The 25,462-nt window shown below is 66.3% G+C and carries 16 protein-coding genes and 1 riboswitch; of the genes, 10 read left to right on the forward strand and 6 right to left on the reverse strand.

Going from position 1 to position 25,462, the window contains the following annotated elements:
* Nucleotides 1–76 precede the first annotated feature (76 nt).
* Both UU7_RS18300 and UU7_RS07905 read left to right on the forward strand, forming a co-directional pair.
* Entirely contained in the window at nucleotides 77–511 is a 435-nt protein-coding gene (locus UU7_RS18300) for a hypothetical protein (protein ID WP_157582021.1), read from the forward strand.
* Complete coding sequence (locus tag UU7_RS07905; protein ID WP_007807112.1) at nucleotides 508–834, forward strand: hypothetical protein; 327 nt, start codon at nucleotides 508–510, stop codon at nucleotides 832–834. The genes UU7_RS18300 and UU7_RS07905 overlap by 4 nt, the downstream gene beginning before the upstream one ends.
* 252 nt (nucleotides 835–1,086) lie before the next feature.
* On the opposite strand, the gene UU7_RS07910 is transcribed toward UU7_RS07905, so the two are convergent.
* The 6 genes from UU7_RS07910 to zwf form a co-directional block, all read right to left on the reverse strand.
* Nucleotides 1,087–1,704, reverse strand: coding sequence for a DUF998 domain-containing protein (locus tag UU7_RS07910; protein ID WP_007807114.1), 618 nt, complete (start codon nucleotides 1,702–1,704; stop codon nucleotides 1,087–1,089).
* Complete coding sequence (locus UU7_RS07915) at nucleotides 1,704–2,531, reverse strand: TlpA family protein disulfide reductase (RefSeq protein WP_007807116.1); 828 nt, start codon at nucleotides 2,529–2,531, stop codon at nucleotides 1,704–1,706. The genes UU7_RS07910 and UU7_RS07915 overlap by 1 nt, the downstream gene beginning before the upstream one ends.
* Nucleotides 2,532–2,615: 84 nt before the next feature.
* The gene (locus UU7_RS07920) at nucleotides 2,616–3,263 is read right to left on the reverse strand and encodes a bifunctional 4-hydroxy-2-oxoglutarate aldolase/2-dehydro-3-deoxy-phosphogluconate aldolase (RefSeq protein WP_007807118.1); all 648 of its coding nucleotides are present in this window, start codon (nucleotides 3,261–3,263) and stop codon (nucleotides 2,616–2,618) included.
* Between the two features lie 135 nt (nucleotides 3,264–3,398).
* On the reverse strand, nucleotides 3,399–5,216 hold the full coding sequence (edd, locus tag UU7_RS07925) for a phosphogluconate dehydratase (protein WP_007807119.1): 1,818 nt from the start codon (nucleotides 5,214–5,216) through the stop codon (nucleotides 3,399–3,401).
* Nucleotides 5,217–5,301: 85 nt separating this feature from the next.
* Nucleotides 5,302–6,015 carry a 6-phosphogluconolactonase gene (gene pgl, locus UU7_RS07930; RefSeq protein WP_007807121.1) on the reverse strand — a complete coding sequence of 238 codons (714 nt, stop codon included), beginning with the start codon at nucleotides 6,013–6,015 and terminating at the stop codon, nucleotides 5,302–5,304.
* 118 nt (nucleotides 6,016–6,133) lie between these two features.
* Entirely contained in the window at nucleotides 6,134–7,597 is a 1,464-nt protein-coding gene (gene zwf, locus UU7_RS07935; protein WP_007807123.1) for a glucose-6-phosphate dehydrogenase, read from the reverse strand.
* A 222-nt stretch (nucleotides 7,598–7,819) separates the two neighbouring features.
* Between zwf and UU7_RS07940 the strand changes: the two genes are divergently transcribed.
* The 8 genes from UU7_RS07940 (at nucleotide 7,820) to UU7_RS18305 (ending at nucleotide 25,412) form a co-directional block, all read left to right on the forward strand.
* Nucleotides 7,820–8,572: a GntR family transcriptional regulator gene (locus UU7_RS07940; protein ID WP_007807125.1), complete on the forward strand. Its 753-nt coding sequence runs from the start codon at nucleotides 7,820–7,822 to the stop codon at nucleotides 8,570–8,572.
* 9 nt (nucleotides 8,573–8,581) lie between these two features.
* Nucleotides 8,582–9,613, forward strand: a complete 1,032-nt coding sequence (locus UU7_RS07945; protein ID WP_007807127.1) for an SIS domain-containing protein — start codon at nucleotides 8,582–8,584, stop codon at nucleotides 9,611–9,613.
* 144 nt (nucleotides 9,614–9,757) lie between these two features.
* Nucleotides 9,758–10,900, forward strand: a complete 1,143-nt coding sequence (gene nagA, locus UU7_RS07950; protein WP_040673085.1) for an N-acetylglucosamine-6-phosphate deacetylase — start codon at nucleotides 9,758–9,760, stop codon at nucleotides 10,898–10,900.
* Nucleotides 10,901–10,966: 66 nt separating this feature from the next.
* Nucleotides 10,967–11,198: riboswitch (cobalamin riboswitch) on the forward strand.
* 133 nt (nucleotides 11,199–11,331) lie between these two features.
* Entirely contained in the window at nucleotides 11,332–13,182 is a 1,851-nt protein-coding gene (gene btuB / locus UU7_RS07955) for a TonB-dependent vitamin B12 receptor (protein ID WP_007807131.1), read from the forward strand.
* Between the two features lie 221 nt (nucleotides 13,183–13,403).
* A complete protein-coding gene (locus UU7_RS07960) occupies nucleotides 13,404–16,574 on the forward strand; it encodes an efflux RND transporter permease subunit (RefSeq protein ID WP_040673087.1) in 3,171 nt (1,056 codons plus the stop codon).
* A gap of 144 nt (nucleotides 16,575–16,718) precedes the next feature.
* Entirely contained in the window at nucleotides 16,719–19,886 is a 3,168-nt protein-coding gene (locus tag UU7_RS07965; RefSeq protein WP_007807134.1) for an efflux RND transporter permease subunit, read from the forward strand.
* A gap of 182 nt (nucleotides 19,887–20,068) precedes the next feature.
* A complete protein-coding gene (locus UU7_RS07970) occupies nucleotides 20,069–24,904 on the forward strand; it encodes an RHS repeat domain-containing protein (protein ID WP_007807135.1) in 4,836 nt (1,611 codons plus the stop codon).
* Nucleotides 24,879–25,412 (forward strand): hypothetical protein, encoded by a 534-nt coding sequence (locus tag UU7_RS18305; protein WP_157582024.1) that lies wholly within the window; start codon nucleotides 24,879–24,881, stop codon nucleotides 25,410–25,412. Before UU7_RS07970 ends, UU7_RS18305 begins: the two co-directional genes overlap by 26 nt.
* Nucleotides 25,413–25,462 lie beyond the last annotated feature (50 nt).

A 25,462-nucleotide genomic window follows, 5' to 3' on the forward strand; every position in this document is an offset into this window, starting at 1 on the left:
CACTTCAGAATTGAACTCGCCCAGCAAGATTGCAATCGTAATAAAACGGACGTCATTACACTAAACAGAGGGATGTATGTATATACAGATTGATAGGGACGACATCTGGAATGTATACACAAAGGAAAGTGCCGCGGAAGGCCTGTATCGCGGCGGGGGCAATGCAGCGACAGCACGCATGTACAAGGACGAAAACGGAAATGAAACCGTGCGTCCAGCAGACTTCAAGATAATTTTCGACAGCAGCGCTGGCGAATACATGGTGTATCCAGATATAACCAAAGGCCTCTCGTTCTCAAGCTCCCTTCAGCGTCTAAAGGATATTCCGATAAAGGGAAAAGTCTGGTTGCTTCCAAGAAATGCCGAATTACCCAAGGATCTGGTAATAAACTATAAGACGATCGACCACCCTTTGCTTAATGTTGGCAAGAAAATGAGCGTGAAGGATCTTGTTGAAAAACTGAAAGAACTGGAAAAATCCATGAAGGCCACGGGAGTAAAAATTCTATGAGCACGACCGTGGAATTTCCGTCATCCATAAAGGCTGCGCTCAAAGCCGTTGCGATTGAGCGGGACTATCCAGCTGCACTGGACATCCTGGGCCGCGGCGGTGACGACCAGTTGATACTTGCGAACCACGAAGAGGCCCAAGTGCTGATGAACGTGGCAAGGGTCGAAATGCTGAACGCATCGTTGAAGTACCCTTATTGGGACGAAGATGCGCCACGTTATGACCCGGCACATGAGGATGCCTTCCAGGACGTGCAAATGGGATTGTTTGAGAAGGTGGCGATGTATCTCGGTCAGGACTTCGACATCGTGACCAAAGTCTGAGGGATCGTGAGTTCATCGACCTCTCAGCGCTCGTGAAGAAAATCACTTCCTGTGGTTTTCTTCGCTCACGTGAATCAGTTACTTGCGTGACGATCCGCGACCGGCTGTTCCTGGCCGGGCTGGGAGGTTGAAGAACTCACAACCTCTCAGCGCAGCCATCGGGCATGTGCCGGACACACGTTGAAAAGCAGAGGATTTCTTCACAGGTTCTGAAACGTGAGGCGCAAGAGCAGCAGGTGGACGATGACGGCGCTACGCCAATCGGTAGCGCCGCAGCCAACTTGCCGCCAGCAGCAGCCACGCCAGGATCAGCGCGATCACCAGCCGCTGCTCCAGCCCGCGCGGCATGCCATGCCACAGCGCATCCACCCAGATCGCGGCGAAGCCCGCCAGCGCCAGCCCGAAGGCCGACGCGAACCGCGGGCGCCAGCGTGGATCGACGCGCAGCCGCCACGACTGCAGCAGCGCGGCCACGGTGACGCACAGGAACGCCGCCTGTGCCGCCACGCCGTGCACGAAACCTTCCAGCGTGGGCGCACGGCCGGGCAGGTTGCTGTGCGCCAGCGCCGTCACGCACAGGCCGAGGCCGGCAGCGGTGAACAGCAGCCACGGCGCCGCGCTGCGCTGGCGCGCGTCGAGCGCCCGGTAATAGCCCGCGCCCAGCACGCACAGCGCGATGGCCAGCACGACGTAGGCGGCCTGCAGCCAGTGGCCGTACGCATCCAGCAGATAGAAGCTGAGCGGCGCCTCCCGCCAGTCCAGGTCGCCGCGCAGCAGTTGCACCGCCACGGCAACCAGGATGAAGAACAGCAGCCCGGCCTGCGCAATGTGGCCGAGCGTGGCGGGCCTCGGTGCGTGCGGCCGTTCCATCAGCGCCCCGCGGGGGACGGCGGCAGGTCCGCCTCGATGCGTTGCAGGCGATCGGCCAGGGTCGCTCGGGACAGTTCGCCCATGTGCGTGTCGCGCAGCCGGCCGCGGGCATCGATGAACAAGGTGGTCGGATAGCCGCGCACGTTGTAGTAGTTCGACAGCTGCAGGTTCTCGTCGGTCAGCACGTGTTGCAGCGTCAGTTGCTGCGCCTGCAGGAACTGCCTCACCGTGGCCGCGGACTCGCCCTGGTCGGCAAACACGAAACGCACCTGCGGCATCGTGCGTTGCGCCTCGGCCAGCACCGGCATCTCGCGCCGGCAGGGACCGCACCAGGTGGCCCACAGGTTGATCACCGTGGGCTGGCCGCGCAGGCTGTCGACATCCACCGCGCGCCCGTCGAGATCGCCGAGCTGCAGCGTGGGCAGCGGCGCCTGCGCCTGCGCGGTGAGCTTGCAGGCGAGCAGGGCGGCGAAGCCCGTGGCCGCGATGCCGATGACCACGCTGGCGGCCAGCGGACGCCGCAACGATGGCCGGCGCCAGCCGACCAGCAGCGCGGCCACGATCACGCCCAGCGTGCCCGCGAGCGGATCGAAGCCGTGATCGCGGATGTTCAAAATGCTCAGCGGTTGCTGCGCGTACTGTGGCCACCAGCCGGCCACATAGGCCAGCCGCGCGCCGAGCAGGCCGAGGCCGAGGATCAGGAACAGCGGGTTGCCGGTGTCGGCGTAGCCACGCCGATGCAGGAAGCCGGCCGTGGCCAGCGCGGCGATCACGCCGAACAGCAAGGCCAGCAGGCCGGAGGAAAGAGCGAGTGGTCCGAGATTCACGCGATGAAGTCCTGGCCGATCAGGCGCGCGTGGGCCGCGCCGAGTGCGAGCCACCTTAACCGGTTCGGCGCCCGGGACGGGCGTTCAGGACAGCGCGGCGGCCTCGCGGGCCAGCTGCTCGATCCCGGACCAGTCGCCCGTGGCGAGCTTGTCCGCCGGGGCGAGCCAGGAGCCGCCGACGCAGATCACGTTGGGCAGGCGCAGGAACTCCGGCGCGCTGGCCAGGCTGATGCCACCGGTGGGGCAGAAGCGGATCTGCGGCAACGGGCTGGCCCAGGCGCCGAGCAACTTGGTGCCGCCGGCGGGCACGGCAGGGAAGAATTTCAGGTGGCGATAACCGCGTTCGAGCAGGGCCATCGCCTCGCTGGCGGTGGCCACGCCGGGCAGCAGCGGCAGCTCGCTGTTGTCGGCCGCATCGAGCAGCCGTGGCGAGGTGCCTGGAGACACGGCGAAGCGGGCGCCGGCCTGCCGCGCAGCCTCGAGGTCACGCGCGGTCAAGGCGGTGCCGCAGCCGACCACCGCCCCTTCCACCTCGGCGGCGATCGCGCGGATCGCGTCCAGTGCAGCGGGCGTGCGCAGGGTGACCTCGATGGTGGGGATGCCGCCGGCGACCAGCGCGCGCGCCATCGGCACGGCGTGGCGGGCGTCGTCGATGATCACCACCGGGATCACCGGCGCCAGTCGCATCAGGGCTTCGACTTGCTGCTGCTTTTGTTCGATGGAGGTGGTCACGGAAAGCTCCGGTTGTCTTGGCTCCTCCCCCTGCGCGCAGGGGGAGGTCGGGAGGGGGTTGTCCGAGGTGGCGGGGAAGATCAAGAGCGACCCCACCCCGACCCTCCCCTGCTTTGCAGGGGAGGGGGCAAAGGTTCACAGCACACCGGCGCCGAGGTCGGCGTTGGCGGCGGCCTGGCGGAACAGGCCGAACAGTTCGCGGCCCATGCCGCTGTGCTCTCGAGAGAGGTCGGCCACATGCGGCAGGCGTGCGTCCAGTTCATGCGCTTCCATCAGGACGTCCAGACGTCCATTCGCCGCGTCCAGCCGGATCATGTCGCCGTCGCGGATCTTCGCGATGTTGCCGCCGGCCACCGCCTCGGGCGTGACGTGGATCGCCGCCGGCACGCGGCCGGAGGCGCCGGACATGCGGCCGTCGGTGAGCAGGGCGATGCGGTGGCCGCGATCCTGCAGCAGGGCCAGCGTGGGAGTGAGCTTGTGCAGCTCGGGCATGCCGTTCGCGCGCGGGCCCTGGAAGCGCACCACCGCCACGAAGTCGCGGTTGAGTTCGCCGCGCTTGAACGCGCCGGCCACGTCGTCCTGGTCGTCGAACACGATCGCCGGCGCCTCGATCAGCAGGCGGTCGTCCGGCACCGAGGACACCTTGATCACCGCGCGGCCGAGGTTGCCTTCGAGCATGCGCAGGCCGCCGTCGGCGCGGAACGGTTCGTCGATGCCGCGCAGCACGCCGCGATTGCCGCTCTGCCTGGCCACCGGCGCCCAGTGCAGCGCGCCGGCCTCGTCGAGTTGCGGGATCTGCGCGTAGCCGTCCAGCCCGGTGCCGAAGATCGTCTGCACGTCGGCGTGCAGCAGGCCGGCGCCCAGCAGCTGGTCGATCAGGAAGGCCATGCCGCCGGCGTCGTGGAACTGGTTCACGTCGGCGTAGCCGTTGGGGTAGACGCGGGCCAGCAGCGGGACCACGCCGGACAGCGCATCGAAATCGTCCCAGCGCAACTGGATGCCGGCCGCGTGCGCGATCGCCACCAGGTGCAGCAGGTGATTGGTGGAACCGCCGGTGGCGTGCAGGCCGATCACGCCGTTGATGATGGCGCGCTCGTCGACGATGTGGCCCAGCGGCAGGAAGGCGTCGCCCAGCGCGCTGTGCGCCGCGACGCGGCGCACGATTTCGGCGGTGAGCGCGTCGCGCAGCGGCGTGTCCGGGGCGGTGAAGCTGGCTCCGGGCAGGTGCAGGCCCATGATCTCCATCAGCATCTGGTTGGAGTTGGCGGTGCCGTAGAAGGTGCAGGTGCCGGCGCTGTGGTACGAGGCGGCCTCGGCTTCCAGCAGTTCGGCCTTGCTCGCCTTGCCGTCGGCGTAGGCCTGGCGCACCTTTGACTTTTCCTCGTTCGGGATGCCGCTGGGCATCGGCCCCGACGGCACGAAGGCGCCGGCCAGGTGGCCGAAGGAGAGCGCGCCGATCAGCAGGCCCGGCACGATCTTGTCGCAGATGCCGAGGAACAGCGCGCCGTCGAACATGTCGTGCGACAGCGCCACCGCGGTGGCCAGCGCCACCACGTCGCGCGAGAACAGCGACAGCTGCATGCCGGGCTGGCCCTGGGTGATGCCGTCGCACATCGCCGGCACGCCGCCGGCGACCTGGGCGGTGAAGCCGGCGTCGCGGGCGATCTGGCGGATCAGCGCGGGGTAGCGTTCATACGGCTGGTGGGCCGAGAGCATGTCGTTGTAGGCGGTGACGATCGCCAGGTTGGCGCGCCGACCGTTGCGCAGCGCGTCCTTGTCATCCGTGCCGCAGGCGGCGAAACCGTGCGCGAGGTTGCCGCAGGACAGATGCTCGCGCTGCGGCCCGCTGCGGTCGATCGCGTCGATGCGCTTCAGATACGCCGCGCGCGTCTCGCGACTGCGCTCGCGCAGGCGTTCGGTGACTTCGGCGACAACGGGATGCAGCGTGGTCATGGGAGATCCGGAATCGTTGGGTGGGAAGGCAAGAGCGCAAGCAAGGGCGTGCGTTCGATGGATGTCAGCCGCCTTCAGCGGCCGACTACGGGCACCAGTACACCGCCACCGACACGCGCTGCTGGGTCAGCACCGCGCGCACCGGATAGTCCCGCGCCGCGCCGATGCCGAGGCGTGCATCGGCGAGCAGGTCGCGCTTCTTCTCGCCGGTCACCAGCAGGTACAGCGCCCGTGTCTGCAGCAGGGTCGGCAGGGTCAGCGTGATGCGTGGCTCGCCCGCACCTGCGGCATGCATCGGCAGCACCGGCGCCGATCCATCGGGATCGAGCGCCTCGGCCAGGTGGTCGCCGCCGGGGAAGAACGAGGCGGTGTGACCGTCGTCGCCCATGCCCAGCACCACGGCGTCGAACGGCAGCGGCAGCGCCCCGATCCGTGCGCTGGCGGTGGCCAGTCCCGCTTCGGGGCTGGCATCGCCGGTGTACAGCGGAACGAAGGACGCCGCGGCGGCGGCGTGCTGCAACAGCAGCGACCGCACCAGTCGCGCGTTGGAACGTTCGTCGGTATCGGGCACCCAGCGCTCGTCGACCAGGGTGACCTGCACCCGGCTCCAGTCGAGCTGCTCGCGTGACAGCTGTTCGAACAACTGCTTCGGCGTGCTGCCGCCCGAGACCGCCAGCACGGCATTGCCGCGTTCGGCCAGCCCCGCGCGCAGGCGCCCGGCGATGCGTTCGGCCAGCGCGGTGGCCTGGACGCGGCAGTCGGTGAAGCTGTGGGTGGTGACGTTGAGTGATGGAGTCATGAGGAATGGTGGCGCCGTGGGCAGTCAGCGGCTGCCGGCGCGCGTCGCGTCGGGAAGGAGGCTGCAGTCTGTGTCACGCGTCGGCATGGCGGGGTGAATCGTGCGGCGCGAGGACGACTTACTCACCGTCTTCGTTCCAGGTGCGGCCGTCGCGCTCGATCAGCGCCACCGCGGCGCTCGGCCCCCAGCTGCCCGCGGTGTACGGACGCGGCGGCTCGCCGCTGTCGGCCCAGGCGGCCAGGATCGGACCGGCCCAGTGCCAGGCCGCTTCCACTTCGTCGCGGCGCATGAACAGGGTCGGGTTGCCGCGCACCACGTCCAGCAGCAGGCGTTCGTATGCGTCCGGCTGCTGCACGCCGAAGGCCTCGGCGAAGCTCATGTCCAGCGGTACGTGGCGCAGGCGCAGGCCACCGGGGCCGGGGTGCTTGATGGTCAGCCACAGCTTCACGCCTTCGTCCGGCTGCAGCCGCAGGACCAGCCGGTTCTGCGCCAGCGTGCCGGCGTCGCCGCCGAAGATCGAATGCGGCACCGGCTTGAAGGTCACCGCGATTTCCGACACCCGGCTGGGCAGCCGCTTGCCGGTGCGCAGGTAGAACGGCACGCCGGCCCAGCGCCAGTTGGCGATCTCCGCCTTCAGCGCCACGAAGGTCTCGGTGTTGGACTTGTTGTTGCCCAGCTCCTCCGGATAGCCCGGCACGCTGGCGCCGTCGGCCACACCGGCGCGGTACTGGCCGCGCACGGTGAGCTGGCTGACGTTGCTTTCGTCGATGGGTTTCAGCGAATGCAGCACTTTCAGCTTCTCGTCGCGCACCGCATCGGGCGCCAGCGACGAGGGCGGTTCCATCGCCACCATGCACAGCAGCTGCAGCATGTGGTTCTGCACCATGTCGCGCAGCGCGCCGGCGCGGTCGTAGTAGGAACCGCGGTGGCCCACGCCCAGCGTTTCGGCCACGGTGATCTGCACGTGGTCGATGTGCCCGGCGTTCCACAGCGGCTCGAACAGCGCATTGCCGAAGCGCAGCACCAGCAGGTTCTGCACGGTCTCCTTGCCCAGGTAGTGGTCGATGCGGAAGGTCTGCGATTCGCTGAACACCTTGCCGACCGCGTCGTTGATCTGGTTCGCGCTGGCCAGGTCGCGGCCGATCGGCTTTTCCAGCACCACCCGCGAGGCGCCTTCGTTGAGCTTGTAATGGCCGAGCCGGGTGCAGATGTCGACAAAAAGCTCGGGCGAGGTCGACAGGTAGAAAACCCTGACATGTTCCGGTTCGCTGCCGATCAAGGCGGCGAAGTCGTCCCAGCCCTCGTCCTTGCGCGCATCCAGCGGGCGGTAGAACACCTGCTGCAGGAACACGTCGAGCTGGCGCGCATCGCAGATGCCGATCAGCGCCTCGCGCAACTGGGCGCGGTAGCCTGCGTCGTCCAGCGTCTCGCGGGCGATGCCGACGATGCGGCTGCTGCCGGGGATCTGGCCATCGAGGAAGCGGTGGAAAAGTGCAGGCAGCAGCTTGCGCAGGGCGAGGTCGCCGGTGCCGCCGAAGATCACCAGGTCGAACGGATCGACCGATTGGGTAGAAGCAGTCACGCAGTCACCTCGAACGATGCCGGCTGGCGGGCAAGGCCGAATGGCGCGTCTTGCCCGAAGGAGGGTCGATAGTACCAGTGAAATACCAGAACGAATACGGGGTTGCATACGAATTCATTCGGCCCACCCGATAGCTCCATATGGCGCGATCGGTTGCATCTGAAACGATCGGCCACGCCCCCGGCCTTGCGGTCAGTGGTTTGCCATTGGTATCTTTGTCGAATGGAAATTGCCCTGGCCAACGAATATCGCCGGATCTGCCAGGATCCGGCCACGCACCAGCCGCTGGCCTACCTGCGCCTGCGCCGGGCGATCCGCAACATCGTCGAACACCGCGACATCGAACCGGGCCAGGCGCTGCCCAGCGAGCGCGACCTGTCGCAGGTGCTGAAGCTGTCGCGGGTGACCGTGCGCAAGGCGATCGCCGGCCTGGTCGAGGAAGGCCTGCTCACGCAGCGCCACGGCGCCGGCACCTTCATCGCCGAACGCATCGTCAAGCCGATGTCGCGGCTGACCAGTTTCACCGAGGACCTGCGCGAACGCGGCCTGCGCCCGCGTTCGGAATTCTTCGAGCGCGGCATCGGTGAAGTCACCCCGGAAGAGGCGATGGCGATGAACCTGTCGCCCGGTTCGCTGGTGGTGCGCCTGCACCGCGTGCGCTACGGCCAGGACGAGCCGCTGGCGATCGAGCGCAGCGTGGTGCCGGCCAGCGTGCTGCCCGATCCGTTGCTGGTGCACGACTCGCTGTACGAGGCGCTGGAGAAACTCGACGCGCGCCCGCGCCGCGCCCTGCAACGGCTGCGCGCGGTCTCGCTGAATGCGCAACAGGCGCGGCTGCTGCACGTCAGCGTGGGCAGCGCCGGCCTCAGCATCGAACGGCGCAGTTTTCTGGACGACGGCCGCGTGGTCGAGTTCACCTGTTCCTGGTACCGCGGCGACATCTACGACTTCGTCGCCGAACTGCAGACCGACTGAAGGACGCCCATGGCCGCCCGCGACACCTTGATGTACTCCGAAGCGCACGAATCGGCCGACGTGGTCGCGCGCCAGTTCGCCGCCAACGAAGCGGTGATCGCCGCGCTGGCCGCCGCGCTGCGTGCCGAGCCGCCGCGCTTCATCGTCACCTGCGCGCGCGGCAGTTCCGATCATGCCGCGGCTTATGCCAAGTACGTGTTCGAGACGCGGCTGGGCATCGCCACCGCCTCGGCGTCGCCGTCGGTGACCTCGGTGTACGCGGCCGAGCAGCAGTGGCAGGGCGCGTTGTTCCTGGCCATCTCGCAGTCGGGCAAGAGTCCGGACCTGTTGCGCAACGCCGAGGCCGCGAAACGGGCCGGCGCGCGCGTGGTGGCGCTGGTCAACGTCGAGGATTCGCCGCTGGCGGCGCTGGCCGACACGGTGATCCCGCTGCATGCAGGACCCGAGCGCAGCGTGGCCGCGACCAAGAGCTACATCGCCGCGCTGGCCGCCGTGCTGCACCTGTGCGCGCGCTGGCTGGACGACGCGGAACTCGGCGACGCACTGCAGCGGTTGCCGCAGGCCTTGCGCGACAACTGGAGCGCGGACTGGTCGCCGCTGTGCGACTCGCTCGCCGATGCCCACAACCTGTTCGTGGTGGGCCGCGGCTACGGCCTCGGCATCGCGCTGGAGGCGGCGCTGAAGTTCAAGGAAACCTGCGGCCTGCACGCCGAGGCGTTCAGCGCAGCCGAGGTGAAGCATGGGCCGATGGCCCTGGTCGGCCCCGACTTCCCGGTGCTGTGTTTCGCCCAGGACGACGACACGCTGGACAGCACGCTGGCCGTGGCGCGCGAGTTCCGTGGCCGCGGCGCCCAGGTGCTGGTGGCCGCGCCGGGCCTGCACGGCGCGGGGATGCTGCCGGTGGCGACGGGCCTGCCGGCCATGCTCACGCCGTTATTGATCATCCAGAGCTTCTATCGGGCGGCCAGCGAACTGTCGCTGCGCCGCGGCTTCAATCCCGACGTGCCGCCGCATCTCAACAAGGTCACCGAGACGGTCTAGGAGCCAGGAGTGAGTGGGGAGGAGTGAGGAGAGAGAAAGCAGTGGCGAGGCCGAATGAGTGCCTTGGCTCCGCTCCGACCCTTGCTCTGGCTTTGCTCTCTCACTCACTCCTCACTCCTCCCCACTCACTCCTCGCCCATGCCCATGACCATCGCCCTCACCAACGCCCGCGTACTCACCCCCGACGGCTGGCGCGACGATCTTGCCGTGCTGCTCGATGGCGAATGCATCGTCGACCTGCTGCCGCCCGCCGATCCCCGCGTGCGCGCGGCGCAGCAGCACGATCTCGACGGCGCGACGCTGCTGCCGGGTTTCATCGACGTACAGGTCAATGGCGGCGGTGGCGTGCTGTTCAACGAGGCACCCACGGTGGAGACCCTGCGCCGGATCGGCGCGGCGCATCGCCGGTTCGGCACCACCGGCTTCCTGCCCACGCTGATCAGCGACCGCGTCGAGGTGATGCGCGCAGCGCTGGCGGCGGTGGAGCAGGCGCTGGCCGAAGGCGTGCCCGGCGTGCTGGGCATCCACCTGGAAGGCCCGTACCTGGCGCCGGCGCGCAAGGGCGTGCACGACGCGAAGTATTTCCACGCGCCCGGCAGCGACGAGATGGCGCTGCTGTGCGCGCCGCATCGGGGCGTGCGGCTGATCACGCTGGCGCCCGACCAGGTGCCGCTGGCCAGCATCGGCGCCCTGGTCGACGCCGGCCTGGTGGTCTGCGCCGGGCACACCGCCGCCGACTACGCCACCACCCGCGCCGCGCTGGATGCGGGCGTGCGCGGCTTCACCCACCTGTTCAACGCGATGACCCCGTTCGGCAGCCGCGAGCCCGGCGTGGTCGGCGCGGCGCTGGATGACGCGGACAGCTGGTGCGGCATCATCGTCGACGGCCACCACGTGCATCCGGCCAGCCTGCGCGTGGCGATCGCCGCCAAGCCGCGCGGCAAGATGCTGCTGGTCACCGACGCGATGCCGCCGGTGGGCGCCGACAGCCCGGAATACATGCTCAACGGCGAAACCATCATCGTGAAGGACGGCATCTGCCAGACCGCCCAGGGCGTGCTGGCCGGCTCCGCGCTGGACATGGCCACGGCCGTGCGCAACGCCGTGCACCTGCTCGGCCTGCCACTGGACGAGGCGGCGCGCATGGCCAGCACCTATCCGGCCGATTTCCTCGGCCTCGGCGAAAGCCACGGCCGCATCGCCGCGGGCCATCGCGCCGACCTGGTCGTGCTCGACGACGAGTGCCGCGTGCGCCAAAGCTGGATCGGCGGGATGCCCTCCCAGTAGCTACGCGTGAGGCCTGCACCGCTGCGCACATGGTCCGAGGCGCATTGCCCAAATGGACGTCCGCCGCTACAGTGGCGCGGTTCAGGTGTCCCGCCGGCGTACAAGCCAAGGGATGAAACGGGAAGCCGGTGCGTGGTGTGCGATCACACTGCAAGGCCGGCGCTGCCCCCGCAACGGTAAGCGAGATCCACGAGCGGCGAATGCCACTGTGCAAGGCACGGGAAGGCGTCGTTCGGGGCATGCGCATCACGGCATGCCGCTCGCCAGCCCGGAGACCGGCCCGAACGATTCCTGGTGGCTCGCGGTGGGCGAGGCCGAACCACGTGTCGGTCGTTCCTGCCTGCCCGTCGTTCCGTCTTCCTCTTGCGCGCTTCCGGCCCATGACATTGATGGCGGCGCGCGGGTGTGTCGCCTTGAGGAAACGATCCGACATGAAGAAGACCTTGCTGGCAGCGGCGCTGCTTGGCTGCACCCTGGCGGCGCACGCCGCCGACCAGAACGAAGCGGCCCATCCGGGCGCCGTGGTGGTCACCGCCACGCGCACCGCGATCACCGTGGACGACGCGCTGTCGTCGGTCAGCGTGATCACCCGCGCCGACATCGAGCGGCTGCAGCCGCTGTCGCTGGCGGACCTGTTGACCGGCCTGCCCGGGGTGAGCTTCGCCAACGCCGGCGGCTATGGCCAGCAGACCTCGCTGTTCCTGCGCGGCACCAATTCGGCGCATACGCTGGTACTGATCGACGGCGTGCGGATCGGCGGCATCGGCAGCGGCCTGGCTGCGTTCGAGCAGATTCCGGTGGAACAGATCGAGCGGATCGAAGTGGTGCGTGGCCCGCGTTCGAGCCTGTACGGCGCCGATGCGATCGGCGGCGTGATCCAGATCTTCACCCGGCGCGGCTCGCAGGACGGTGCCCTGCGGCCCTCGTTCAGCGTGACCACGGGCAGCCAGAACCTGCTGCGCGGCCAGTTCGGCCTGTCCGGCGGCAACGAGCACGCCTGGTACAACCTTGCGGTGGGTGCGCAGCACACCCGCGGCATCAACTCCTGCCGCGTCGGCGCCGGCACCGTGTTCGCCGGTTGCTACACCGACGAGCCCGACAACGATCCCTACCGCAACGAGAACCTGGTGGCCAATGGCGGCTACCGCTGGGACAACGGTGCCGAACTGCGCGGCAGCTGGCTGCGCAGCCTGGGCGAGATCCATTTCGACGGCAGCTACCAGAACCGCAGCCGCACCGTGCAGCAGACCGCCGGCGCCGCCTTCAGCTTCAATCCGCTGCAGGCGTGGAAGACCACCTTGAGCGCGGGCCAGAACATCGACCGCTACGACAACTACGAGAACGAGAGCTTCGTCGGCTACATCTGGTCGAAGCGCAACCAGGCCTCGTGGCAGAACGACGTCAGCCTTGCCGACAACCAGCTGCTGACGCTGGGCGTGGACTGGCAGGGCGAGAAGATCGAGAGCGACACCGGCTTCCTGGCCACCCGCCGTCACGACACCGGCAGCTACCTGCAGTACCAGGGCACGTTCGGCCGCAACGAGGTGCAGCTGTCCGCGCGGCGCGACCACAACAGCCAGTACGGCGACCACGACACCGGCGCGGCGGCCTGGGGCTATCGATTCGATGACGGGCTGAAGTTGTCGGCCAGCTATGGCAGCGCGTTCCACGCGCCGACCTTCAACGACCTGTATTACCCCTATGGCAGCGGCAATCCCGACCTGAAGCCGGAGCAGTCGCGCAGCGCCGAGCTGGGCCTCGGCCGGCAGCTGGGCTCGTGGAACTGGGCGGTGAACGCGTATCAGACCCGCATCGACCAGTTGATCGCGCTGGACAGCAACTACTTCCCGACGAACGTCAGCAAGGCGCGCATCCGCGGTGTCGAAGGCCAGCTCGGCGTGAACCTCGGTGGCTGGCAAGTGCAGGGTTATGCCAGCTGGCTGCAGCCGCGCAACGACGACGGCGGGGTGAACGACGGCAAGGTGCTGCAGCGGCGCCCGGGACGCACGGCGCGGATCGACCTGGATCGCCGCGTCGGCGAGTGGGCCATCGGCGCCACCGTCAACGGCGCCGGGCGGACCTTCGACGATGCCGCCAACCGTCATGCGCTTGGCGGCTACTCGACCACCGACCTGCGCGCCAGCTGGCACTTCGCACCGGGCTGGCAGCTGGAGGCACGCATCGCCAACGTGTTCGACCGCGAGTACGAAACCGTCTGGTACTACAACCAGCCCGGGCGCAGCGGCTTCCTGACCCTGCGTTACAGCCCCGCGACGCGCTGAGTCGGCCGGCGAAGTTCGAGCCGGCAGGGAAGCCGGCGCTTCGGCGCCATCGAGGGAACGGAGGCGGAATGAACAGGGACGTTCGCGTCCTTGCCGTGTGCATTGCCGGCACCGGGACGCCATCGCGATCGGTTCTCGCCGACCGCCTTGCTCCGCCTGGGCCACCGCCGTTGTCGATCGGCGGCGCGCTCCCGTTATGCTTGCGCATCAGGGAGGGCCATTTGAATATTTTCGCACCGTTGATCCGCCGCCCCGTCGGCACCTCGTTGCTCGCCATCGGGCTGATGCTGGCCGGCTTGTGGGCGTACCTGCTGCTGGGCGTGGCCGCGTTTCCGTCGATCGAGTTTCCCGGCGTGGCGGTCTTCGCCCAGATGCCCGGCGCCAGCGCGCAGACCATGGCCTCGACCGTGGTGGCGCCGCTGGAGCGGCACCTGGGCCGCATCCCCGGGGTCAAGCAGATGTTCTCCAGCGCCAGCGAAGGCGGCGCCCAGATCCAGGTGCTGTTCGACTTCGGCCGCACCACCGACGCGGCGGCGCGCGACGTGCAGGCGGCGATCAACGCCGCGGCCGCCGACCTGCCGCCCGGCCTGCCCAACCCGCCGGGCTTCTTCAAGTTCGACACGTCCCAGGTGCCGGTGCTGCTGGTCTCGCTGACTTCGACCAGCCTGCCGCCCGACCGCCTGTTCGACCTCACCGACACCTTGCTGAAACCGGCGGTGGCGCAGATACTGGGCGTGGCCCAGGTGCAGGTCAGCGGCGGCACGCCGCACGCCGTGCGCATCGCGCTGAACGCCTCGTCGCTGGCGGTCAAGGGGCTCACCACCAACGATGTCGCCAACGCCTTGCGCGCGGCCAACGTCACCTCGCCGCAGGGCATGCTGAGCAACGGCGTCACCCGCATGACGGTGACCGCCAACGACGCGCTGCACACCCCGCAGGACTTCGCCTCGCTGATCATCTCCAGCCGCAACGGCGTACCGGTGCGGCTGTCCGACGTGGCCACGATCAGCAGCGGCCAGCAGGACCAGTACACCGCGGCATGGTTCAACGGCACCCGCGCGGTGACCATGCAGATCAGCAAGCGGCCGGAAGCGAACGCGGTGGCCACCGTCACCGCGATCCGCGCGCAGTTGCCCGCGCTGCGCAACCTGCTGCCCGCCGACGTGACGATCACCCCGATCTTCGACCTCACCCCGACCACCGAATCGGCGCTGCACGAGGTCGAGGTGGCCCTGCTGATGAGCATCGTGATGGTGGCGCTGGTGATGCTGGTGTTCCTGCGCCGGCTGCGGCCCACCCTGATCGCGATGCTCAGCGTGCCGCTGTCGCTGGCCGGCGCGCTGGTGGTGATGTGGATGATGGGCTTCACCCTGAACATCTTCTCGCTGGTGGCGCTGGTGCTGTGCGTCGGCTTCGTGGTCGACGACGCGATCGTGGTGATCGAAAACATCGTGCGCCACATCGAGCGCGGCATGGCGCCGCTGCAGGCGGCGCTGACCGGCGTGCGCGAGATCGGCTTCACCGTCATTTCGATCACCCTGTCGCTGGTGGCGGTGTTCGGACCGATGGTGTTCGGCAACAACATCTTCACCGTGCTGATGCGCGAATTCGCGGTGACCCTGGTAGCGACCATCGTGATCTCCGCGGTGGTCTCGCTGACGCTGACCCCGGCGCTGTGCGGCCGCAGCCTGCTGCAGGAGCGGCCCGACGAGCACGCGCCGGGCCGGCTGGAGCGATGGGCCGAACGTTTCGACCGCTGGATGCTCGGCGTCTACGAGCGCGCGCTGGACTGGGCCATGCACCACCGCCGGGTGATGCGCTGGCAGCCGCCGATCCTGCTGGTGCTGACCGTGGTGCTGGCGATCGCCGTCGGCATCACCGCCGGCGGCGGGCTGATGCCGAAGGAAGACACCGGCCTGTTGCGGGCGCGGATCAGCGCGGCGGCGAACATCTCGCCCGCCGAGCTGGCCAGCCGCACGCGGGCGATGGCGGCGATCATCCAGGCCGATCCGGCCGTGCTGGACGTCTCGACCATCCTGGGCGGCGGCAACAACGGCGGCGCGGTCGGCAATCATTCGGTCCTGTTCGTCGACCTCAAGCCGGTGGGCGAGCGCAACGTCAGCGGGCAGCAGGTGGTCGACCGTCTGGCCGTCCATTTCAAGAACGTCAGCGACCTCGACGTGTCGCTGTCCGCCGTGCAGTTCTTCGGCGGCGGCGGTGGCGGCGGGGGTGATGGCGGCGTCGGCCAGTATTCGTTCCAGCTCAACAGCACCGACGGCACGCCGCTGCAGGAGCCCACCCTGCGACTGGCGCGGGTGATGCGCGGAATGACCCAGTTCAAGGATGTCAGCAGCAGCTTCGACGGCATCGGCAAGCAGCAGATGGTGCAGGTCGACCGCGATGCCGCCGCGCGGCTGCAGGTGGGCATGGGCCAGATCGACTCGGCGCTGTACAACGCGTTCGGCCAGAACCAGGTGTCCATCATCTATTCGGACATCAACCAGTACCGGGTCGTGCTCACCGCCGACCAGGCCGGCGAGCTGAGTCCGCAGGCCCTGCTGGGCATCTACGTGCGCAACAGCCAGGGCAAGATGATTCCGCTGTCCGCGCTGGCGAAGATCGAGCCGCACCTGGCGCCGGTCACGGTCAGCCACTTCGACCAGCTGGAGTCCGCCTCGATCAGCTACAACCTGGGCAAGGGCATCAGCCAGGCCGACGGCCTGAAGCTGGTCGACCAGGCGATCTTCGCCGCCCAGCTGCCGCCCGGCGTGCAGAAGAAGTACACCGGCGACAACCAGAACCTGCTGGACGCCCTGAACAACGCGCTGCTGATGCTGCTGGCAGTGATCCTGGTGATGTACGTGGTGCTGGGCGTGCTGTACGAAAGCCTGATCCATCCGCTGACCATCCTGTCCACCCTGCCGGCGGCGGGCATGGGCGCCTTCCTGGCCATGCTGGTCACCCACACCCAGCTGACCCTGATGTCGATCATCGCGGTGCTGATGCTGATCGGCATCGTCAAGAAGAACGCGATCCTGATGGTCGACTTCGCCCTGGTCGCCGAACGCGAGCGCGGGTTGTCGCCGCCCGCGGCGATCCGCGAGGCGGCGCTGGTGCGCTTCCGCCCGATCACCATGACCACCCTGGTGGCGATGGGCGCGGCGCTGCCGCTGGCGATCGGCTTCGGCTACGGCTCGGAGCTGCGCCAGCCGCTGGGCATCGCCATCCTCGGCGGCCTGCTGGTGTCGCAGCTGCTGACCCTGCTGAGCACGCCGGCAATCTACCTGTGGCAGCACGACCGCCGCGAGCGCAAGGCGGCGCGACAGAAACTGCGCGCCGAAATCCGGCGCCAGCGGGCGCTGCAGCAGCAGATGCCAGCCCTGCCACGATGATCCCCGCCACCCCTGCCTTCCGGCAGGGTGTGGACTTCAGGCACATTCGCCGCGCCCCCCGGGCGGGCATAAAGCCCGCATGAACGGAACTCTCGCCTTGCACGTCGCCACCCTGTTTCGCCGCCGCCTGCGGGTGCCGGCGCGATGAATGTCTTTGCGCCACTGATCCGCCGTCCGGTCGGCACCTCGCTGCTGGCCATCGGCCTGATGCTGGCCGGCCTGTGGGCCTACATGCTGCTCGGCGTGGCCGCGCTGCCGTCGCTGGATTTCCCCGGCGTCTACGTGGTGGCCAACCAGCCCGGCGCCAGCGCGCAGACCATGGCCAACACCGTGCTGGCGCCGCTGGAGCGGCACCTGGGGCGGATTCCCGGCATCGACGAGATGTACGGCAACGCCAGCGAGGGCTCGGCCTCGGTGATGGTGCGCTTCACCATGGACCGCACCGCCGACAGCGCCGCCCGCGACGTGCAGGCGGCGATCAACGCCGCCGCGGTCGACCTGCCCAGCGGGATGCCTTCGCCGCCTCAATACTTCAAGTTCGACACCTCGCAGATCCCGATCCTGTTCATCACGCTGACCTCCAGCGGGATGCCGCAGGACCAGCTGTTCGACCTGGCCGACACCTTGCTGAAACCCGCGGTGGCGCAGATCGATGGCGTGGCCCAGGTGCAGGTGTTCGGCGGCACCCCGCATGCAGTGCGGATCGAGCTGGACACCGCCGCGCTGGCGGCCAAGAACCTCACCGCCAACGACGTGGCCAACGCGCTGCGCGCGGCCAACGTCACCTCGCCGCAGGGCATGCTCAGCGACGGCCGCACCCGGATGACGGTCAGCGCCACCGACGGCCTGCAGTCTCCGGCCGAGTTCGCGCACCTGCTGATCTCGGTGAAGAACGGCACGCCGGTGCGGCTGTCCGACGTGGCGAAGGTGTACAGCGGCCAGCAGGACGAATACCAGGCTGCCTGGTTCAACGACCAGCACACCGTGGGCCTGCAGATCAGCAAGCGGCCGGAAGCGAACGCGGTGGCCACGGTGGAGGCGATCCGCGCCCGCCTGCCGCAGTTGCGCGCGTCGCTGCCCTCGAACATCGAGATGTCGCCGGTGTTCGACCTCACCCAGACCACCAAGTCGGCGCTGCACGAGGTGCAGGTGGCGCTGCTGATCTCGATCGTGATGGTGGTGTTGGTGATGCTGCTGTTCCTGCGCCGGCTGCGGCCGACCCTGATCGCCACGCTGAGCGTGCCGCTGTCGCTGGCCGGCGCCTTCGTGGTGATGTGGACGCTGGGCTACACGCTGAACACCTTGTCGCTGGTGGCGCTGGTGTTGTGCATCGGCTTCGTGGTGGACGACGCAATCGTGGTGATCGAGAACATCGTGCGCCACATGGAACGGGGCGAGCCGCCGATGGCGGCGGCACTGACCGGCGTGCGCGAGATCGGCTTCACGGTGATCTCGATCACCCTGTCGCTGGTGGCGGTGTTCGCGCCGCTGCTGTTCGGCAACAACATGCTGGTGATGCTACTGCGCGAGTTCTCGGTGACGCTGACCGCGGCGGTGGTGATCTCGGCGCTGGTCTCGCTGACCCTGACGCCGGCCCTGTGCGCGTGGATGCTGGAACACGAACCGGCGACCCGCAAGCCGCCGGGCCGGATCGAACGGGCGGTGGAGAGCTTCGATCGCCGCTTGTCGCGGGCCTATGAAAGCGCGCTGGACTGGGCGATGCACCATCGCCGCATCATGCGCTGGCAGCCGCTGCTGCTGCTGTTCCTCACCTTCGCGCTGGGTTTCGCGGTGGCCAAGACCGCCGGCGGCACCTTCATGCCCGACGAGGACACCGGCCAGCTGCAGGTCGACGTCAACGCCGACGCCAACATCTCGCCGGCGCAGATGACCGAGCGCACGCTGGCGGTGGCGAAGATCATGCAGGCCGACCCGGCCGTGCTCGACCAGCTGACCATGCTGGGCGGCAACAACGCCGGCGGCGCGGTGGGCAACAGCGCGCAGATGTTCGTCGACCTGAAGCCCCGCGGCCCCGGTCCGGACCAACGCAAGGAAGGCATCAAGCAGGTGGTCGAGCGGCTGTCGAAGCAGTACGACCAGCTGGCTGGCGTGAAGGTCTCGGTCAGCGCGGCGCAGTTCCTGGGCGGCGGTGGCAGCGGCGACGGCGGCGGCCAGTACGAATTCCAGCTGGTCAGCAACAACGGCGAGGACCTGCAGCCGTGGGTGCTGAAGATGGTGCGGCAGATGCGCACCATCAAGGAATTCCGCGACGTCGGCAGCAACTTCGACCAGGTCGGCAAGCAGCAGCTGCTGAAGATCGACCGCGAGGCGGCCGCGCGCCTGCACGTGGGCGTGGGCACGATCGACTCGGCGCTGTACAACTCGTTCGGCCAGCGCCAGGTCTCGCAGATCTATTCCGACATCAACCAGTACGCGGTGGTGCTCAGCGCCGCCGCGGCGCAGACGGTGAGCCCGGAGTCGCTGCTGAACATCCGCGTGCGCAACGAGCAGGGCCGGATGATCCCGCTGTCCGCGCTGGCCACCATCGCGCCGAACATCGCCCCGCTGCGGGTGCGCCACCACAACCAGCTGGAAGCGTCCACCATCACCTACAACCTGGCCAAGGACGTGCCGCAGGACCGCGGCGTGAAACTGGTCGAGCAGGCCGCCTTCGCGGTGGGCCTGCCGAACGGCATGAAGGTCGAGTACACCGGCGCCAACGAGCGCCTGCAGAAGTTCCAGTCCAACGGCATGGTGCTGCTGTTCGGCTCGATCCTGGCGATGTACATCGTGCTGGGCATTCTCTACGAAAGCCTCGGCCACCCGCTGACCATCCTGTCCACCTTGCCTGCCGCCGGCGCCGGTGCCTTCCTCGCGATGCTGGTGACCCAGACGCAGATCTCGATGATGGCGATCATCGCGATCCTCATGCTCATCGGCATCGTCAAGAAAAACGCGATCCTGATGGTCGACTTCGCCCTCGTCGCCGAACGCGAACGCGGCCTGTCCGCGCCCGAGGCGATCCGCGAAGCGGCACTGGTGCGCTTCCGCCCGATCACCATGACCACCCTGGTCGCGATGGGCGCCGCGCTGCCGCTGGCGATCGGTTTCGGCATCGGCTCGGAAATGCGCCAGCCGCTGGGCATCGCCATCGTCGGCGGCCTGCTGGTGTCACAGATGCTGACGTTGTTGAGTACGCCGGCGATCTACCTGTGGAACCACGACCGCAAGATCCGCAAGGCAGCACGCAAGGCGCGCCGGGCGGAGAAGAAGCGGTTGAAGGTGCTGGGCAAGGTGCCGGTTGCAGGCTGAGACTGCGCATGTCTTGACCACTCGGAAGGCCGAGTCCCTGCGTGCATTCCGGCTCCGAAGCATGCCGCGTGCTGCGGACTGAGCCGCGCTTGTCGCAAGAACCTGCTCGTTGACACGGCGCCGGGACGAGGCGGAGTCTTTTCGGGAGCCCGAGCATCAAGCCGGGCACAGGGGAAAACTCGATGCGTATCACCTGGCAAGGGATCTGCCTGTGGGCAGCGGTGCTGCTTGCGTTCGCCAACGCGGCTCATGCCCAGACGGTCACTCCCGAAGACGAATACAAGAAGCTGATCCGCGTCAATGAAGAGATCCAGCCCCTGGGCGCGACGCCCTTCGGCGAAAGTGTGAGTCTGTACAACGGCAGTCTGTCGTTCGAGCAGACCGATATCAGCCTCGCCGGCAACGGCCCGATATTGCAGTTGTCGCGTTCGTACCACCTGCGGGAAGCGAAAGAAGCCGAATCCATCGACGGTGCCTTCTCCGACTGGGACATCGAGATTCCCCGCATCACCACGATGACGGCCCAGCAGACCAATGTCACCGGCTGGCAGATCAATGAGCCCAACAGCACCGCACGGTGCACCTTGTTCGGGCCGCCCCCGACGGTTGCCGCGCAGGTCGGAGGCGCCGATTGGGAGCCGATGACTTGGTGGACCGGCTACCAGCTCATCGTGCCGGGCAGTGGCAGTCAGGACCTGCTCAAACGCGCGGCGGAAAACACACTGTCGCCGTCGATGGGCACGACGACATTTCCCATCGTCACCAAGCAGAACTGGATGATCCGCTGCGGCGTTCAGACTGACGACGGTGTCAGTGGTGAAGGTTTCACTGCCATTGCACCGGACGGCACCAAATACACATTCAACCATCTGGTCTATCGCTGGGCTCCCGACATGAACCGGCCTTCCGGCTCCGCGCCGATGAGCCTGCAATCAATCGGCGTACAGCCGATGATGGCTGATGATGACTATCTGCGTCGTCGACAGGCATCGATGCTGGTCACCCGTGTCGAAGACCGGTTTGGCAACTATCTGACTTATGGCTATGACGGGGCGAACCTCGTTTCCATCACCGCCAGTGACGGGCGAGCGCTGAACCTCGCCTACGTGCCTGGCACATCGCGTATCAGCACGGCGACGCTGCATTCCTCAAGCGCCGACCGGCAGTGGTCCTACCAGTACGGTACGGACGTCTACCACGTGCTGAGCAAGGTGACGCTTCCCGATAGCACGTCCTGGTCCTTCGCCATGGCGGATTTCCTAGCCTCGGACATGGATCCGGCTGGTGGCACCTGTTCCACGGCCGCGCACTTGTCGACCGACACGTGGACCGGAAGCATCACTCACCCCTCCGGCTTGGTGGGCACCTTCCAGGTCAAGGGCATGGTTCACGGACGATCGTATGTGCCTCGCTCATGCCATGGCACCGGCAACGACACGCCGGGAAGCACCGCGGCGATTCCGCGGGTGTACTACCAGCTGACACTGATGCAGAAGACCTTCAGCGGTACGGGAATACCCGCTGAAACCTGGCACTACTCCTACTCGTCGGCCAACGAAAGCTGGTTGCAGGATTGCGCCAGCGGCTGTGTGTCCACCATCTGGACCGATGTGGCGAACCCCTTGGGGCAGGCGACACGCTACACCTTCAGCAATCGTTTCGATGCCACGGAAGGACAGTTGCTTTCCACGGATTTCTACAGCGGTGCGGTCGGCACGACCCTGCTTCGGTCGGAAGATGACGATTACGCGCAGATACCACCGGTCACGGCAACGTGGCCGTGGCCGTGGCCCGAGCGCTATGGCAGCGCTCTTCAATCCCGCATGAACCGCGCGCAGGTCGAGGTGTCGTCGCCGCAGACGAGTCGCACGGTCAGCCAGGATGGTGATGCCTATACCTGGCAGGCCGAAGCATTCGATGCCTATGCCCAGGTCACCCAGACGAGGCGCTCCAACAGCATCGCAGGACAAAGCCCGATCGACGAAAGCACCACCTACCGCAATGACCCGGCGCTGTGGGTGCTGGGTCTTACGCTGCAAGTTGCCAACAACACGACGGGCGAAGTCGAGTCCACCGACACCTACGCCTCGGGCAACGACACGCTGCTCACGCGCACCCGTTTCGGCCAGACACTGATGCACTACGCGTTCAACGGCGCAGGCCAACTGGCTAGCTTTACCGACGGGAACGGCAATACCACCAGTTTGAGCAACTACAAGCGGGGTATCCCGCAGACGATCGGCTACCCGGACGGCACCAGCGAAAGCCTGGCCGTCGATGACTTCGGCCAGATCACCAGCATCACCGACCAGGCTGCCCACACCACCAGCTACACCTACGATCCGGTGGGACGCGTCACCCAGGTCACCTATCCGGCCGGCGACGAGGTGGCGTGGTACCCCACGCACTTCGCCTACGCCTTCGTGACCAGCGCCGAACGCGGTATCGCTGCCAACCATTGGCGGCGCACCGTCACCACAGGCAATGCTTCCACCGTCACCTACTTCGACGCGATGCTGCGCCCGTCGCTCAGCGACACCTCGATCATCGGCACGGCCGGTTCGGATACCAGCACGGCCAACGCCTATGACGCCAAGGGCCAGGCCACGTTCGCGTCGTACCCGGTGGCCGGCACCCCGGCGCTGTCCGCCATCACCAGCGGTACGCACCACAGCTACGACGCCCTGGGCCGCCCCACACAGAGCATCCAGGATTCCGAACTCGGCCCATTGACCAGCCTGACCGCCTACCTGTCCGGTGCGCGCCGCCAGGTCACCGACCCCAAGGGCAATGTCACCACCACCAGCTACCAGGTGTTCGACCAGCCCGGTGGTGACGCCGTCATCAAGGTGCAGGCGCCGCAGGGCATCACCCAGACCATTGCTCGCGACCTCTATGGCAATCCGCTGTCGATCACCCAGTCCGGCCTCAACGGCACCGAGCAGGACAGCCTCACCAAATATCTCTACTACGACATCTACCACCGCCTGTGCCGCAGCACCGAGCCCGAAAGCGGCAGCACCGTGATGCACTACGACGCGGCCAACAACCTGGACTGGAGCGCCACCGGCCTGGCCATCACTGGCAGCGCGTGCAGCCAGGATCAGGTGGCCGCGGGTGCAAAAACCGCTCGCACCTACGACGCGATGAACCGGGTGCTGACGATCACGCCGCCGACGGGAACGCAAAGCACGACGTACACGTACGACACCCGAGGCCACGTCGCCAGCGCCAGTTCGGGCATCAGCCTGTGGTGGGCCAACTACGACACCCGTGGAAACATCACCGGCGAGGCCCTGTGGGTGAATGGCCAGAACGCCTGGGGCATCGGCTACTCCCACGATGCCTATGACCATCTATCGGCCATCGGCTATCCGGGCAGTCCCGCCGAAGGCGTCGCCTACGCGCCCGATGCACTGGGCCGGGCTACCCAGGCAGGCAGTTACGCCAGCGGCGTGCACTACTTTCCCGACGGCAGCGAACAGGGCCACCTGTTGGGCAACGGCATCAGCGCCCTGATCCAGAAAAACACGCGCTTGCTGCCGTCGGGCCTCAGTTATGCCCTCGGCGGTACGCAGCGCCTGAATGAGGCTTACCTCTACGACAAGGACGCCAACCTCACCAGCGTCACCGATCTGGTCAACGGCCAGAACAACCAGACCCTGGGCTACGACGGGCTGAACCGGCTGATCTCGGCGATCGCGCCGAATGCGTGGGGTACGCAGTCCTACGCCTACGACGCACTCAACAACCTGCGCCAGAACGTCAACATCGGCTTTCCGATCAACATGCACGTGGACGCCAACAATCGCCTGACCAGCGTGACGTTCGGCACCACTCCGTTCACCACCTACCAGAACGACACCCGCGGCAATCGCACCGCAATGACCTACAACGGCGTCACCACCCAGTACAGCTTCGACGCGAAGAACCAGCTGCTGGCGGTGCCGGGCGTGGCCAGTTACGCCTACGACGCCGCGAGGCGGCGGATCATGAAGACGCCCGCCGTGGGCGGCGCTGCGGCAGCTACCTACAGCTTCTACAACCAGGTCGGGCAATTGATGTTCGGCTACGACGCGGCCACCGGGCAGGGCACCAACTATATCTACCTCAACGGCAAGCTGATCGCGCGGCACAAGGGCAGCACCGTCACCTACCTGCTGACCGACCGGCTGGGCAGCCCGGTGCGCGAGGCGGATGCCAGCGGCAATGTCACGGCGAGCTTCAGCTACCTGCCATACGGAGGCCTCTCCAGCGGGCCGAACCAGAGCCAGCCGGGGTTTACCGGGCATGTGAATGATCCGGAGACGGCGTTCGTTTATATGCAGGCGAGGTATTACGATGGGTCGACGGGGTACATGCTAAGCGTCGATCCGGTGGGGCCGGTGCCGGGGGATGTGTTTGGGTTTAATCGGTATGCTTATGCCAACAACAACCCAATTATTAATGTCGATCCGGATGGTCGTGCAACCGACCCAGAGGACGATGTAAAAGAAGGTCGTGTAGAGACCCCTGGCGTTGCCCTGCGGGCTGCGATGAATGAGGCAGTAGGAAAGGAGCTGCTTGCGCAAATACGCGACATCGACCCGACATATCAGCTGCCGTCTGTTTCTGGCCCACAGGGTGGGCCGTATTACACCGATACGAGCAACGAAATACTTTCAAGTGATTTATCGAAGCTGCAAAAAGATGGACCACCTCAATGCGTGGCTCCGGCCTTGCCTACTACGCTGGTAGGAGACACAGCTGACCCAAGAGCTGGTAGCAACAGAAGTGGAACAAAATTTACGTCTGGAAACTTACTTCCAAAATTTGGTGGGGTAGGCGATTATCAGTCAGACTTAAAGACCCTTGCTGGAGATACGAGGCTGCAAGTGACGGGAGATAGCGCTCCACCGGGTTCTCAGGTTGGTGCCAACGGAGTTTTTGGACGTAGTCCCAATAGTTCAGGTGGTAAGAGCATTGATATTCCAGCCAATGGAGATAAGCCACATGAAACGTTGCACTACGAGGAGTGATTTAAACCAAGTACGCTTCCGATTTGATTATGAGTGCATTGGCTTCGGTTTAGATGAAATTAAATCAATTATCCGAGAGAACGAAATTGTCTCCTATTCTATCCCGATAGGTCAGTCGCTAACTACAACTTGGAATTTCAGATTGAATTTTCGAAATTTAGTCTGTATTGAATTTTTTTCAAGGGCAAATGCTGTATCAGGATGGGATGAGACGGGTAGCATTGTTTTGAGGCTCGCGGATGTGGCAGCGGACGACGCGAGATCGGGTGTATTCGAGACTCGCCTTATATCCGGCTTTAACGTAGATTCGGTTTCTCTCTTGGTATATCAAGAAGACCAGATCAATTCAGAATGCGGTATGATTTTTCGCGAAAAATATGGGCGTGAAATGATTGTAGCTGCCGGAGTATCGCCAGGTTCTGTTTCAATATGTGCCGATTTTTCTGGAGATATTTTTGCGCCGGAACATTCTCTATCAAAATATTGTGAAAGTCATTTATTTAATTAAATCAGTACTGCCTGGTTAATCCGGCTAACTAAGGATGGTCTGATCAATTA

Source organism: Rhodanobacter spathiphylli B39 (assembly GCF_000264295.1).
Classification (GTDB): domain Bacteria; phylum Pseudomonadota; class Gammaproteobacteria; order Xanthomonadales; family Rhodanobacteraceae; genus Rhodanobacter; species Rhodanobacter spathiphylli.

What these genes read in the sequence shown, in the direction of transcription:
- UU7_RS18300 (WP_157582021.1), top strand. Translation starts at nt 77, where the DNA reads ATGTATATACAGATTGATAGGGACGACATCTGGAATGTATACACAAAG.
- pgl (WP_007807121.1), bottom strand. Translation starts at nt 6,015, where the DNA reads ATGACTCCATCACTCAACGTCACCACCCACAGCTTCACCGACTGCCGC.
- UU7_RS07905 (WP_007807112.1), top strand. Translation starts at nt 508, where the DNA reads ATGAGCACGACCGTGGAATTTCCGTCATCCATAAAGGCTGCGCTCAAA.
- btuB (WP_007807131.1), top strand. Translation starts at nt 11,332, where the DNA reads ATGAAGAAGACCTTGCTGGCAGCGGCGCTGCTTGGCTGCACCCTGGCG.
- UU7_RS07910 (WP_007807114.1), bottom strand. Translation starts at nt 1,704, where the DNA reads ATGGAACGGCCGCACGCACCGAGGCCCGCCACGCTCGGCCACATTGCG.
- nagA (WP_040673085.1), top strand. Translation starts at nt 9,758, where the DNA reads ATGACCATCGCCCTCACCAACGCCCGCGTACTCACCCCCGACGGCTGG.
- UU7_RS07970 (WP_007807135.1), top strand. Translation starts at nt 20,069, where the DNA reads ATGCGTATCACCTGGCAAGGGATCTGCCTGTGGGCAGCGGTGCTGCTT.
- edd (WP_007807119.1), bottom strand. Translation starts at nt 5,216, where the DNA reads ATGACCACGCTGCATCCCGTTGTCGCCGAAGTCACCGAACGCCTGCGC.
- UU7_RS07940 (WP_007807125.1), top strand. Translation starts at nt 7,820, where the DNA reads ATGGAAATTGCCCTGGCCAACGAATATCGCCGGATCTGCCAGGATCCG.
- UU7_RS07965 (WP_007807134.1), top strand. Translation starts at nt 16,719, where the DNA reads ATGAATGTCTTTGCGCCACTGATCCGCCGTCCGGTCGGCACCTCGCTG.
- UU7_RS07945 (WP_007807127.1), top strand. Translation starts at nt 8,582, where the DNA reads ATGGCCGCCCGCGACACCTTGATGTACTCCGAAGCGCACGAATCGGCC.
- UU7_RS18305 (WP_157582024.1), top strand. Translation starts at nt 24,879, where the DNA reads ATGAAACGTTGCACTACGAGGAGTGATTTAAACCAAGTACGCTTCCGA.